The sequence below is a fragment of the Nocardioides pocheonensis genome (assembly GCF_003725535.1).
Taxonomy (GTDB): domain Bacteria; phylum Actinomycetota; class Actinomycetes; order Propionibacteriales; family Nocardioidaceae; genus Marmoricola; species Marmoricola pocheonensis.
Genome location: NZ_RJSF01000047.1, coordinates 143549 through 155565, shown reverse-complemented (window position 1 = coordinate 155565; position 12017 = coordinate 143549). Strand labels below are relative to the sequence as shown.

Genomic DNA, 12017 nt, shown 5'->3' with positions numbered 1-12017 from the left:
CCGTCGGGCGGGGTCCGTAGCGAGGAAGAGCTCGAGGTTGTGCCGCACAGTAGGCGTCAGGTGCAACAGAACTCTCCTCACTGCCGCGCTCAGAAGCCCGTTGGGAGCGTCGTCTACGGAGACGGTGGCGCAGTCAGGCCGGGGCGTGGACGGGTCGGCCGTGTTCGGGAACCCGTTCGAGGTTCACCGCCGCTGCATCGATCGCTGCAGACTGGTGGGCGATCAGACCAAGATGCTCAGTCGAGGCCCAGCCCTGATAGGGGTCAACCACGCCGGTGTCGATGCCGGACAGCTCCTCCATCACGGCGAGGCCGTAGAACGGCACCGTCCAACGGGAGTAGCCGCCCTCGTGTAGGAACACCAACCGCCCCCCGCACAGTTCATCAGCAACGGCCATCAGCTTGCGCGTGAGCTCCCGATAGCCCTCAGAGTGCATCTGCATCCGGCCCATGGGATCCATGTGACCCGCGTCGAAGCCGCTCGGGATGATGATGATGTCGGGGCGGAACCTCCTGAGCGCCGGGATGACGATCCGGTCGTAGACCTCGTGGTACGCCGCGGCCGAGCAGCCAGCGGGCAGCGGGATGTTGAGGTTTGTTCCTACGGCGTCGCCTGCGCCGATCTGCTCCACGAAGCCGTTGTCCGGGGGAAAGAGACGGTCCTGGTGGATGGAGATGGTCAACGCCCTGGGCTCGTCGTACAGCGCGGCCTGGGTTCCGTTGCCGTGGTGGACATCCCAGTCGACGAGGGCCACTCGCTCCACACCGAGCTCTTCGAGGAGGTGGCGCGTGGCGATGGCCGCGTTGGAGAAGACGCAGAAGCCCACGGATTGCTCGGGCTCTGAGTGGTGCCCAGCGGGGCGCAGCAGCGCGTATGCATTGTCGACGTCGCCGTTCATGACGGCCTCAACGGCAGCGATCGCGCCACCGGCGGCAAGCGACGCGATCTCGAAAGTGCCTCGGGGGATAGGAGCGAAGAGCCCGACCTCGCCGCCCATCGGCAGGTCGGACAGCTCCCTGGTCGCGTCGATCATCTCCTGCGTGTGGACGCGGCCCAGCTCCTTGTCGCTCGCATGACGCGGCACGACGCGGGTGAGTTGATCGAGCAGTCCGCTCACATCGAGCAGGTTGCGGAATCTGCGCACAACCTCCAGGTCGTACACGTGCGTGTCGGGCTGGATCGTCATGCCGTCCGGGTGCACGAAACCTGCGTCCTGCCCCAAGTTGAACCACGCGTACTTCTCGTGCCAGACGAAACCGGTGCGTCGTGCCATCAGATGTGCCTACTTTCATGGAGGAGAAGCAGAACTGTCGGGAGATCAGTTCACGGCCTCGGCCCGTCGTGTGAAGCGGGCCTCTTGCCTGTACCGATGGTGGGACGAGCGCTTTCGGACCGGATACGGGGAGAGTGCAAATTCGCCGAGGAATCCCTGCGGAATTCCACAGATGCAGGTGGCGCTGCCCGCCGCTGCCCGTAGCGCGCGCCTGGCGTCGGCGAAGCGCCGATGCGTCGTCTGTCTTTGTGGTTTTCGACCAGTGACAGGGGGAATGTTCTCGGATCCTCGTTACCCGCTCCTGGTTCAGGTTCTGCAGCATTCAGGTGAGCAGGTCCTGCCGGCGTTCCTTGCGGTCGTCGGGCTAGGCAGCACTGTCGCGATGGAACCTCTGCCAACGACCAACGGAAGGAATGATGATGACTGGGATCGGGGAGACTGCCGAAAGGTTCTTCGAAGCCTGCGAGACCGGCGGCGGGTGGGACAACTGCCAGCACTACTGCCACCCGGACGCCACATTCGCGGCCCAGGCCGCTGCCCTTCAGGGTGTTGACAGCGTCCAGGCCTACACCGAGTGGATGAAGGGCTTCTTCACCCCCGTGCCCGACGGCCGTCCGGAGATCAGATCGTTCGCCGTGGACAGCGTGCGAAGCAAGGTGGTCGTCTACGGAGTCTTCCATGGCACTCACACCGGCGGAGGCGGCCCTGTCGCACCCACCGGAAAGAGCGTGGCAACCGACTCCGTCTACGACATGTCCTTCGACGACGGCAAGATCCGCCACATCACGAAGATCTGGAACGACGTCGCCTCGATGCAACAGCTCGGATGGGTCTGAGGAGATGCCCATGGGCTCTGCCATCGACCCCCGGCTCACCTGTCCCTACGCGCCGGGAGTGCATCACCGGGCCGCCGAACGATGACGGACTCGGAAGCGAGCAGGTCAACGAACAGACCGACAGGCTTCGTGCGGCACGAGAAGTACGCCTGGTTCGAGCTTGGCCAGGACGCAGGCATGTTTCAAGCTGACGGGCAGCACATCCGACCGGACACCGCAACAGAGCGCCCTCCGAGGGCGCAGCGGCGGTCCTGCCATCACTCGAATCCCACGCAGGATCGACAGGAGGAGTTCCGATGACTCACACCCGTGTAGCGATCGTCACCGGAGGTGCCCGCGGCATCGGCGCGGCCGTGTGCCGTCGACTTGCCAGCGACGGAATGGCGGTCGCCGTCATCGACCTCGACGCGGCCACCTGCAAGGCGGTCGTCGACGAGATCGAAACCGCCGGAGGGACGGCTCTGGGTGTCGGTGCGGACGTGGCCGACGAGTCGGCCGTCGACCAGGCAGTCCGTCGTGTTGCCGACGAGCTCGGCGCTCCCACCGTTCTGGTCAACAACGCGGGAGTCCTCCGCGACAATCTGTTGTTTCGCATGAGCACGGACGACTGGGACAGCGTGATGAACGTCCACCTCCGCGGTGCGTTCCTCATGAGCAGGGCGGTGCAGAAGCACATGACCGAAGCGGCGTACGGACGGATAGTCAATCTCTCGAGCACATCGGCGGCGGGCAACAGGGGGCAGGCCAACTACGCGGCCGCCAAGGCCGGGCTGCAGGGATTCACCAAGACGTTGTCGATCGAGCTGGGCAAGTTCGGCGTGACCGCAAACGCGGTCGCGCCCGGTTTCATCGAGACAGAGATGACCGCCGCAACCGCCGAGCGCGTGGGCGTCCCCTTCGAGGAATTCAAGGCCAGCGCTGCTGCCCAGATTCCGGTGGCGCGCACCGGTCGCCCCGACGACGTTGCTCATGCGGTCTCGTTCTTCGCAAGCGAGGAGGCAGGGTTCGTCTCCGGCCAGGTGCTCTACGTCGCCGGCGGACCGGTGGCGTGAGAGTCTTCAAAGACGTCGCCGAGCTCGAACAGGCCGTGGGGAGCCACCTCGGCTTCTCCGGCTGGCACACGGTGACGCAACAGCAGATCGACGCGTTCGCCGACGCCACAGGTGACCACCAGTGGATCCACGTCCGTCCCGAAGATGCTGCACAAGGTCCCTTCGGGACCACCATTGCGCACGGCTATCTCACCCTCTCCTTGGTCCCGCAGCTCGTGTGGCAGATCTACAAGGTCGAAGGAGTGAAGATGGGCGTCAACTACGGCGCCAACAAGCTCCGGTTTCCGGCGCCGGTGCCGGTGAACTCCAAGGTGCGCGCCGGTGCCGACCTGATCTCGGTCACCTCGAGCGAACGTGGCCACGAGGTCATCACGCGACTCACCATCGAACGTGAGGGTGGAGACAAGCCGGCATGTGTCGTGGAGACAGTCTCGATTCTAGTGCCCTGAGCAGCTTACTGGCTGGGCCCTGAGCGGTCGGCGGCGATCGCTCGTCACGGCTCCGGTCCTGGATCAACCCCGACGCACGCCCACCGCGCCACTCGTGGGGATCGGCCACGGGATGGCCCGGGTGATGGCACGACATCGGTCGAGCTCCGCAGCGATCGCTGGCGGGAACGGAACCGAGGACCGGTTGTCGAGGTCCACGTGGACCACGGCGAGCTCCAGGATCGACGACAGGGTTCGCGTCGTTCGGTTCAGCAGGAAGACAAGAATGTGACCCACACGCTCAGACCGATCGACCCACAGTGGGTGAACGGAAAACGCGTCGTTCTCCTGCATCTCGGAGAAGAACTGGATGTGGTGCTCGACCGCGAAGATGCTCATCCGGCGCTTCTCGCGATACTCCGCGTCTATACCTGACCGTTCGGCCAGGAGGTCGGCTCCTCCGACACCGTAGGAGTAGATGTGCCGGACGTTCATGTGACCGTTGCCGTCCGTCAGGTGCGGTTCGACACGGCTCTCGATCACAGGCGCGATCGAGCTGATTGCCAGATAGGACGGGGTCGACGATGGGGTCATCTGCTGTTCCTGTCGCGCGGCGTGCACACCGGTGGCGTTCGACATCGTCGTCACTCGATCGCCATCGTGTAGCACACCGCGGTTCCTACGAGAGCGACGGTGCCGTCATCGCGCGTCACAGTCGTGCGCACCTTGGTGATCGGCTTGTCGTCACGGACTTCCAGCACTTCGACGCGCCCGGTGATCACATCTCCGGGGCGTACGGGCGCGGTGAAGTTCCAGTTCACGTTCAAGAACACGGTTCCGGGCCCAGGCAGCTTCTCGGCGACGACCGCATTGAGGATGGCGCTGGCGACGCCACCTTGGACGACGATCTCGCCGAACCGGGAAGCCTTCGCCGCGGTCTCGTCGTAGTGCAGAGGATTGAGGTCGCCACTGATGCTCGTGAACGTCGCAATGTCGTCACCCGTCACGGTCCGGCTCATCTCGGCGGTGCTGCCGATCGCCGGCGGTGGACGATGTGCGTGTTCACCCATGGCACTCTCCTGACTCTTGCTGGAGATCCAGCGTGAGCGCTGTGGCGTCCGACACGTTGGCTCGACCGGCGTCCGCTCTCCAAGGTATTCTGAGAGCACACTATCAAACGAAGTGCGCTTGCGCACATACCGGTCCAGCGCCCGTGCAACATGCCGAGCTGCCTGGCTGAGGAGTGAAGATGCCGGAAGCAGTGATCGTCTCGGTCGCCCGCTCGCCCATCGGGCGCGCGTTCAAGGGGTCCTTGCGGGACATGCGTCCCGACGACCTGACCGTCCAGATGGTGCATGCCGCCTTGGCGAAGGTCCCCGAGCTTGATCCGGCCGACATCGAGGACTTCCTCCTCGGTGTGGGTCAACCCGCCGGGGAAGCTGGCTACAACATCGGCCGGGTCGTGCCGGTGCTCGCTGGGCTCGATCACCTCCCCGGCGTGACCGTCAACCGGTACTGCTCAGCCAGCCTGGAGACCACGCGAATGGCCTTCCACGCCATCAAGGCCGGCGAGGGCGACGTGTACATCTCGGCAGGCGTCGAAACCGTGAGCCGCTACTCGAACGGAGGCGCCGACGGTCCGCCGGGAACGCAGAACCCCCTGTTCGCAGAGGCCGAGGCGCGCACCGACAAGTTCGCTGGAGGCGGTCAAACCTGGGTCGATCCTCGAACCGAGGGCGACCTGCCCGACGTGTACATCTCGATGGGGCACACGGCTGAGAACGTCGCTCAGCTCATGGGCGTCACGCGGGCCGACCAGGACGCCTTCGGTGTTCGCAGCCAGAACCGCGCCGAGGCGGCTATCGCCAGCGGTTTCTGGGCTCGCGAGATCACGCCAGTGACTCTTCCGGACGGGACAGTCGTGACATCCGATGACGGACCTAGGCCAGGCGTGACGCTCGAGGCGCTCGCCGGCCTCAAGCCCGTGTTCCGGCCCGACGGCACCGTGACGGCCGGCAACTGCTGCCCGTTAAACGACGGGGCCGCAGCCGTCGTGATCATGTCGGACGAGAAGGCGAAGCAGCTCGGTCTCACGCCGCTCGCGAGGATCGTCAGCACGGCTGTGTCCGGGCTCTCTCCGGAGATCATGGGACTCGGTCCGGTCGAGGCGTCGCGTAAGGCCCTCGACCGGGCCGGCATCAGCATCGGCGACATTGATCTGGTCGAGATCAACGAGGCCTTCGCCGCCCAGGTGATCGCCTCAGCCCGCGAGCTCGGCGTCCCCGAGGACCGACTGAACGTCAATGGCGGCGCCATCGCTGTGGGTCATCCCTTCGGGATGACGGGAGCCCGGATCACCAGCACGCTGATCAACTCGCTGCAGTGGCACGACAAGCAGTTCGGTCTGGAGACCATGTGCGTCGGTGGCGGACAGGGCATGGCCATGGTGCTCGAACGGCTGTCCTGAGGACGTCTGGGGGAGTGGGCACGAGCGCGCACCCGTACCCACCTCCCAGCCCAACCGGTGCAGATCTAGGACTTTCCATGCAGGTTCGCGACGGGTTGAATCGAAGCCTGGCGGCATGGCGCCCCCTGGCCTGCCTGTTCCCATGAGCCCCCGAAAGGACGTTAGCCAGATGGCCGACACCGATCTTCCCACTGGCGTCGTCGACGAATGGGGCGTGCTGTCCGCGGGGTACTCCCCATGGCCCCTCGGTGACCTCGGCGACACCGGCAGCGTCGCATCGACTGTCTCGTTCTTCCGGGCCGGCGACCGCAGGATCATCCACGACCCCGGCATGATGAGGAGCAGTGGCACCGTCCTCGACCCGCTGAAGGAACGCGGGTTCGCGGCGTCGGACATCACCGACATCATCATCAGCCACCACCACCCAGACCACACGCTCAACATCGCCCTGTTCGGCAACGCGCAGACCCACGACGTTTGGGCCGTCTACAAGGGCGACCAGTGGCACAGTCGCATGGCCGACGGCGTCGAGGTGGCCCCGGGCGTGAAGCTGCTCCAGACGCCCGGACACACCGACCAGGACATCACCACGCTGGTGAACACCGCGGACGGCCTCGTCGTCTTCACTCATCTGTGGTGGACCGAAACCGTCCCGGAGGAGGACCCGTTCGCCTCGAACGGTGAGCTGCTCCACAGCCACCGGGAACGCATCCTGGGACTCGATCCGGTCCTCATCGTCCCCGGCCACGGCCCGGCATTCGAGCCGAGCAAGGCGACTCCCCGCTGAGGTGCAGGCCTCGAGCTGCGTGCCGCTGACCTGAGGCCGTCCAGCCAAGCTCGAGACGGCCTCGTCCGAGGTCACCTGCCGTCCACTCCCATCCCCCCAGAACCTACGGATTCCGGCGGGCAGGCTCGTCATCTCGCCGATCCACCCTGTATTATGAGAGTGCACTATCAAACGAAGTGGCCTCAAGCGTCGATGGGGAGTTGTCGTGACTGGAGCGCGTCAGACAAAGACAGGTATCGATCCCGCCCACTTCCGGGAGGTGCTCGGCCAGTACCCGACGGGCGTCGTGGTCGTAACCGCCGCGAGCGAGTCGGGCGAGCCGATCGGAATGACGGTGGGATCGTTCACGTCGGTCTCCCTCGAGCCACCCCTCGTGGCTTTCCTGCCGAGCAAGAGCTCCTCGTCGTGGAGCGCACTTCGCGAGAGCGGCAAACGGTTCTGCATCAACGTCCTGCGCGCAGATCAAGAGGAGTTGTGTCGGGCAGTCGCCATCAGGAAGAGCGGGAAATTCGAGGGCTTCGGCTGGCACCACTCTCCGGCTGGCAACCCTGTGCTGGACGGCGCCGTTGTGTGGATCGACTGTGTCACGGAGCAGATCCATGATGCCGGCGATCACGACATCGTCGTCGGTCGGGTCGTCGACCTCGAGTTCGGCGCTCCCGGCCAACCGCTTCTGTTCTTCCGAGGCGGTTACGGGTCGTTCACGCCCTCATCCCTCGCAGCCGGTGATTCCGACCTGCTCACGCATCTGACGTTGATCGACCTGGCCCGACCGTTCATGGAGTCCTTGGCTTCCCGGCTCCACTCCGAAGTGACTGCGATTGCACTCGTTGGCGACGAGCTGGTCCTCGCGGCCGCGGCGGGTCGTACGGACATCGCCGTCGCCCCAACCAGGGTCGGTCAGCGACTTCCGTTCATGGCTCCGATCGGTAGCTGCTTCGTCGCGTGGGGCGATGAGGCGCTCCGCTCAGCCTGGATGGCGCCGGTCGCCCACGCGGTGGGGGCCGATCAATTCGCTGCGCTGCGGCGCGTGCCCGACCTGGTCCGTGAGCGCGGTTACGCCATCGCGACGGGTCACGATGCTGGAGCGCATCTGGAGTCAGTCGCCACCCGGATCAACGCGGGTGACCCCCAGGTGTCGGCGACTGCCTTGCGCCAGGCATTCATCCAGGCGCTCGACGGTTACAACCAGCCCCAGGAGCCCGACCGTGAGGTGGAGCTGCGCTCGCTCAGCGCGCCGGTCTTCGCGGCCGACCACCACGTCGCCTACATGCTCACGTTGTGGGGACGGACGGGCTACGTGACGCCCGCCGAGGTGCGCGACCAGGCCGCGCTGCTTCTCGACGCTGCCGCGGCCGCGAGCAGGGCCATCACGGTCCCGCGATGAACACGCGCTGCAAGCGCGCCGCCGGAGCTCGGCGGCCGCGGGACGATGTCCGTCGACCGCTACTGCGGCATCCTTCCGGACACGACGATGCCGGTGACGTCCTCGACCCCGTGGATGACGTGCGAGACCTCGCCGTCACTGTCGAAGACAGGCTCGTTGACGGGCTTCCAGTAGCGCTCCTCGAACGTGCCATCGAGGTCCGCAACGTCGTACCGAGTGACCGGCATGGCGTGCCCCGTCCTCTCGTCGACGACGCGCTGAAGGGCCGAACGCATGGCTGCAGTGCCGGCAGCGTCCGGAGCGTCAGGGTTGTCGGGAAAGACGTCGAACTGGCTCCGGCCCACGACGTCCTCGCGACGCCGCCCACCCAGGCAGGCGTCCGTGATCGCGACGATGTTCCATTCAAGATCGAGCACCAGGTAGTTCGCCGGGATGGCGTTGAAGAACCGCTCGAAGTCAGGTGTGTTCATGGTGAGTTCTCCGAATGACGTGAACGCGTGGGTAGGGAGCAGTGGACCATGTCGCCACCCGGCGGACGAGTCCGAAGTTCGAACCCATCGCTGAGCAGCCGGTGGACAGCGGAACGGTTTCGTCCTGCCCGGCAGTCTCGGGGCGGGTGACGGACTAGGCAGGAAACACCGCGCGCCCCTGCATCGCAGAGGAACCCAGGTCGCTGCCGGTCAACGCTTCCCCGCCTGCCACCGCTGCGGCCCACTGCTGCGTCGTACCGACCGCGGCGAAATTCGAGTGAAGGAGAACGAGGAGTGTTTCGTGCAGCTGCTGGGCGGACACCTTCCCTGCTTCATTCGCGAGGTGGATCGCGCCGGTCGCGTCGGACAAGATCTCCACGCCGAAACCGAGGCCCTCGGCTGCGGCGGCTGTTGCGATGTCGCAGCTGTTCGTCATGTATCCCACGATCGTGATCAGGTCGACTTCCTGCTCGTGCAGCCAGTCCGCCAAATCGGTGCCCGCGAACACGCTCGAGTGCGACTTGGCCACCCGCTTCCAGTCCTCCGAGATCCACTTCTCGATGTCTGGGTGGAGTGACCAGCTCGATGACCCGACGGCGAAGACCGGGGCACCCTCGGTGAGTTCGTGCTGCACCACGACCACGGGCACGTCGTGCTCGCGCGCAACGTCCAGCGCGCTCAGGATGTTGCGCAGGGACTCCTCTCGCGGGGGGTACTGGACCTGCAGGATCCCGTCGAAGTACTCCTGCTGGACGTCGATCACGATCAACGCTCGTCGTGGTGTGGACATGTCGGACACTCCTGGTCTGTTGTCTGTCGTCGAGCTCCATCCTGGATGTGGCGAGAGCGCGCCCGTGAGTGGCGCGAATGCCCATCTTCGATTACTTTGGGCCAAGTGCGCGTCGCTATCCACGCCTTCGACGGCATCACGATGTTCCACCTCGCCGCGCCGTCGCTGGTCTTCGGGGAAGCCGGGCGCATGGGGCTCTCCGACGTGTGGACGATGGAGTTCTGGACCGAGGACGGTCCTGGCATACGCACCGCGGAGGGTGTGGCGATCGAGAACCTCGGTACTCCCAGGGTTCCGGAGGCGGCGGATCTTCTGGTCTTTCCGTCGTGGCACAGCGACTTGAGGCTCGCAGGCCCTGTCCTCGTGGAGCTGATCCGCCGAGCTCATTCGCGTCATGCCCGCGTCGTGGGATTGTGCCTGGGCGCTTTCCCGCTGGCGGACAGCGGTCTGCTCGACGGACGCAGCGCCGTCACTCACTGGGCTGCTGCCACCGAGCTCGCGTCGCGCCGACCCTCCGTGGAGGTGAAGTCCGACGCGTTGTACATCGATCACGGGGATGTCCTCACTTCGGCCGGCACGGCCTCAGCGATCGACGCGTGCCTGCATCTGCTCCGATCGGAGATCGGCGCCGTCGCCGCCTCGGCCATAGCGCGTCACCTCGTCGTGGCGCCTCATCGCGACGGCGGTCAGGCTCAGTACGTCGACCGACCCCTCCCGGAGCCCGAAAGTGGTGCTCGGCTGGGTGGGACGTTGGACTGGGCGATCGCACACCTCGAGGAGTCCCTCACGGTTGACGACCTGGCTGGGCACGCGGGCATGAGCCGGAGGAACTTCACGCGCCGATTCGGCGAGACGACCGGAACCACGCCTGCGAAATGGATACTCGCGCGGCGGTTGGACAGCTCGCGTCGGTTCCTCGAAGCGACGGACTGGTCCATAGATCGAATCGCCAGATCCTCTGGATTCGGCAGTGCGATCACCTTTCGCCAGAACTTCGTCGCAAAGTACGGCACCACCCCCACGTCGTACAGGCAGCGATTCAGGATCTCGGTCGACTGATTTGAGCCGGGCGGATCAGCCGTCCATCAGCCGGAGTGCGAGTGCCAGGGTCATGATGCCGGTGGCCGACGTCGGATCCTGGCCGGTCAGCTGCCCGATGCGCTTGATCCGGTAGGCAACCGTGTTCGGGTTGACGACCAGCTGCTTCGCCGTGCGTGTCATGTTCAGATCATTGGAAACATATGCGCGCAGGGTGGGGACGAGGTCGGCAGCGTGCTCTTCGTCGTAGACAAGGAGGGGACGCATCGCTTCCTCCAGCAAGTCCTGTGCGTATTCGCTGTGCACCAGGATCCGGTCGAGGATGATGTCCGAGAAGAGCACCGCGCGACCGCGTGGCCGCCGAGTAGCGGCGACACTTGCCGCTTCCTGTGCTTCGCGGAACGAACGAGGAATTCCATCGAGCCCTTCGTGAGGACGGCCGACGCAGACCCGCCACTCGGGGCTCTGGGCAGCGACGTCGTGTGCGGCACCGATCAGGCGGTCGAGCTCCATCGGGTTCCCCACCCGGACGAGACAGATGATGTCGCTGTCACGGATACCCAGCAGGACGCCCGCCCCGGCGGCGAGCTTCTCCCGACACGCCTGGAGGGCCCTCAGGGATTCAGGCCGCGCCCCGTCGGGAGGTATGGCGGTGAGACGCACAATGACAACGGCGACTTTGCTTTCCGAGGTCAGGTTAAGGCGGGCGATGTCGACACGGGCTCGGTCTGACAGTGCCCTACCGAGAAGCAGGCTCTCGAGTACGTCGCTGCGGAGGACGTCACGAGCGCCGTGGATGCCTGCCGACTCCTCCTGGTAGACCTGCGCCAGCGTAATGGAGACCATGTCCACGTAGGCGAAGATTCGGCTCACGAGCCCCAGAGCGGCCTCTCGCATGACTGGGTCGTCCCCGGCTTCCTCGAGGACTGCATCCCACACCTTGGCGCCCCAGATCCGGTAACTGTGCAGCAGTGACGGAAGACTGACGTCCTGGTGGACGCGCCGTGACGCGCTACGACGGATCACTTCCGCGTTCTGGGAGCCGGGCGGCTCGTCCTCCAAGAGGCTTTCCAGCAAGTCGGTGATGGTGAGCAACGACGTCGCCAGGATGTCTGCGGACAAGGTCAACGGCCCGAGGCTGCCGTAGTCGACGATGTCGCGCTGTACGTCGGCGACGATGCTGGCAGCAAGCTCCTCACGTCGCCCGATGAGCCGCTCGACCAGACGACGACCCTCAGGGGTGACGGGACCCAGACGACTCGTGGCCGGAGTTCCATGGTCGCTCATCGGCGGTCCCTCGCATCTGACAGGTCGTTGGCCGTGCGGCTCTTGAGGAAACCACGAGCCGCCGCCGCGAAAGTTCTCGAACTTCTGCTGGATCTCCATCCCGCCGAGACCGGAGGATCACAGCGTCGATGTTACGCAGTTGCAGCGGGCTGCTGCCGCTACTCCTGCTCCTGCCCTCCTGAGAGGTCCTCCGTGAGCCGTA

Annotated in this window: 13 protein-coding genes; 7 read left to right on the top strand and 6 right to left on the bottom strand. The window is 65.5% G+C overall.

The features are described 5' to 3' along the window. Positions 1-133: 133 nt before the first annotated feature. Positions 134-1273, bottom strand: a complete 1140-nt coding sequence (locus EFL26_RS21430; RefSeq protein WP_123224953.1) for a class II histone deacetylase — start codon at positions 1271-1273, stop codon at positions 134-136. 419 nt (positions 1274-1692) lie between these two features. On the opposite strand from EFL26_RS21430, the gene EFL26_RS21425 reads away from it, so the two are divergent. The 3 genes from EFL26_RS21425 (at position 1693) to EFL26_RS21415 (ending at position 3610) form a co-directional block, all read left to right on the top strand. Then, positions 1693-2109 (top strand): ester cyclase, encoded by a 417-nt coding sequence (locus tag EFL26_RS21425; RefSeq protein WP_123225140.1) that lies wholly within the window; start codon positions 1693-1695, stop codon positions 2107-2109. 296 nt (positions 2110-2405) lie between these two features. After that, positions 2406-3161, top strand: coding sequence for a 3-oxoacyl-ACP reductase FabG (gene fabG / locus EFL26_RS21420; RefSeq protein WP_123224952.1), 756 nt, complete (start codon positions 2406-2408; stop codon positions 3159-3161). Between the two features lie 35 nt (positions 3162-3196). Further along, a complete protein-coding gene (locus tag EFL26_RS21415) occupies positions 3197-3610 on the top strand; it encodes a MaoC family dehydratase (RefSeq protein ID WP_281273823.1) in 414 nt (137 codons plus the stop codon). 63 nt (positions 3611-3673) lie between these two features. Here EFL26_RS21415 and EFL26_RS21410 read toward each other — a convergent pair whose 3' ends face one another. Beyond that, positions 3674-4228 (bottom strand): thioesterase family protein, encoded by a 555-nt coding sequence (locus EFL26_RS21410; RefSeq protein ID WP_148046796.1) that lies wholly within the window; start codon positions 4226-4228, stop codon positions 3674-3676. A gap of 5 nt (positions 4229-4233) precedes the next feature. Then, positions 4234-4659, bottom strand: coding sequence for a MaoC family dehydratase (locus EFL26_RS21405; protein ID WP_123224949.1), 426 nt, complete (start codon positions 4657-4659; stop codon positions 4234-4236). A gap of 179 nt (positions 4660-4838) precedes the next feature. Here EFL26_RS21405 and EFL26_RS21400 point away from each other — a divergent pair, with 179 nt between their 5' ends. From EFL26_RS21400 to EFL26_RS21390, 3 genes are all read left to right on the top strand, one after another. Further along, positions 4839-6056, top strand: a complete 1218-nt coding sequence (locus EFL26_RS21400) for an acetyl-CoA C-acetyltransferase (protein ID WP_123224948.1) — start codon at positions 4839-4841, stop codon at positions 6054-6056. 169 nt (positions 6057-6225) lie between these two features. Further along, positions 6226-6843, top strand: coding sequence for an MBL fold metallo-hydrolase (locus tag EFL26_RS21395; protein WP_123224947.1), 618 nt, complete (start codon positions 6226-6228; stop codon positions 6841-6843). A gap of 205 nt (positions 6844-7048) precedes the next feature. Then, complete coding sequence (locus tag EFL26_RS21390) at positions 7049-8230, top strand: flavin reductase (RefSeq protein ID WP_246000320.1); 1182 nt, start codon at positions 7049-7051, stop codon at positions 8228-8230. Between the two features lie 59 nt (positions 8231-8289). Here EFL26_RS21390 and EFL26_RS21385 read toward each other — a convergent pair whose 3' ends face one another. Beyond that, positions 8290-8700 carry a PAS domain-containing protein gene (locus tag EFL26_RS21385; protein ID WP_123224946.1) on the bottom strand — a complete coding sequence of 137 codons (411 nt, stop codon included), beginning with the start codon at positions 8698-8700 and terminating at the stop codon, positions 8290-8292. A gap of 154 nt (positions 8701-8854) precedes the next feature. Next, positions 8855-9490, bottom strand: a complete 636-nt coding sequence (locus EFL26_RS21380) for an isochorismatase family protein (RefSeq protein WP_123225138.1) — start codon at positions 9488-9490, stop codon at positions 8855-8857. A gap of 105 nt (positions 9491-9595) precedes the next feature. Here EFL26_RS21380 and EFL26_RS21375 point away from each other — a divergent pair, with 105 nt between their 5' ends. Then, entirely contained in the window at positions 9596-10549 is a 954-nt protein-coding gene (locus EFL26_RS21375) for a GlxA family transcriptional regulator (RefSeq protein WP_123224945.1), read from the top strand. 15 nt (positions 10550-10564) lie between these two features. Here the strand turns inward: EFL26_RS21375 and EFL26_RS21370 are convergent, their stop codons facing one another. Then, the gene (locus EFL26_RS21370) at positions 10565-11914 is read right to left on the bottom strand and encodes a PucR family transcriptional regulator (RefSeq protein WP_123224944.1); all 1350 of its coding nucleotides are present in this window, start codon (positions 11912-11914) and stop codon (positions 10565-10567) included. Positions 11915-12017: the final 103 nt, after the last annotated feature.

Coding starts and splice junctions, on each gene's coding strand:
- EFL26_RS21430 (WP_123224953.1), bottom strand. CDS start 1,273: ATGGCACGACGCACCGGTTTCGTCTGGCACGAGAAGTACGCGTGGTTC.
- EFL26_RS21425 (WP_123225140.1), top strand. CDS start 1,693: ATGACTGGGATCGGGGAGACTGCCGAAAGGTTCTTCGAAGCCTGCGAG.
- fabG (WP_123224952.1), top strand. CDS start 2,406: ATGACTCACACCCGTGTAGCGATCGTCACCGGAGGTGCCCGCGGCATC.
- EFL26_RS21410 (WP_148046796.1), bottom strand. CDS start 4,228: ATGTCGAACGCCACCGGTGTGCACGCCGCGCGACAGGAACAGCAGATG.
- EFL26_RS21405 (WP_123224949.1), bottom strand. CDS start 4,659: ATGGGTGAACACGCACATCGTCCACCGCCGGCGATCGGCAGCACCGCC.
- EFL26_RS21400 (WP_123224948.1), top strand. CDS start 4,839: ATGCCGGAAGCAGTGATCGTCTCGGTCGCCCGCTCGCCCATCGGGCGC.
- EFL26_RS21395 (WP_123224947.1), top strand. CDS start 6,226: ATGGCCGACACCGATCTTCCCACTGGCGTCGTCGACGAATGGGGCGTG.
- EFL26_RS21385 (WP_123224946.1), bottom strand. CDS start 8,700: ATGAACACACCTGACTTCGAGCGGTTCTTCAACGCCATCCCGGCGAAC.
- EFL26_RS21380 (WP_123225138.1), bottom strand. CDS start 9,490: ATGTCCACACCACGACGAGCGTTGATCGTGATCGACGTCCAGCAGGAG.
- EFL26_RS21370 (WP_123224944.1), bottom strand. CDS start 11,914: ATGGAGATCCAGCAGAAGTTCGAGAACTTTCGCGGCGGCGGCTCGTGG.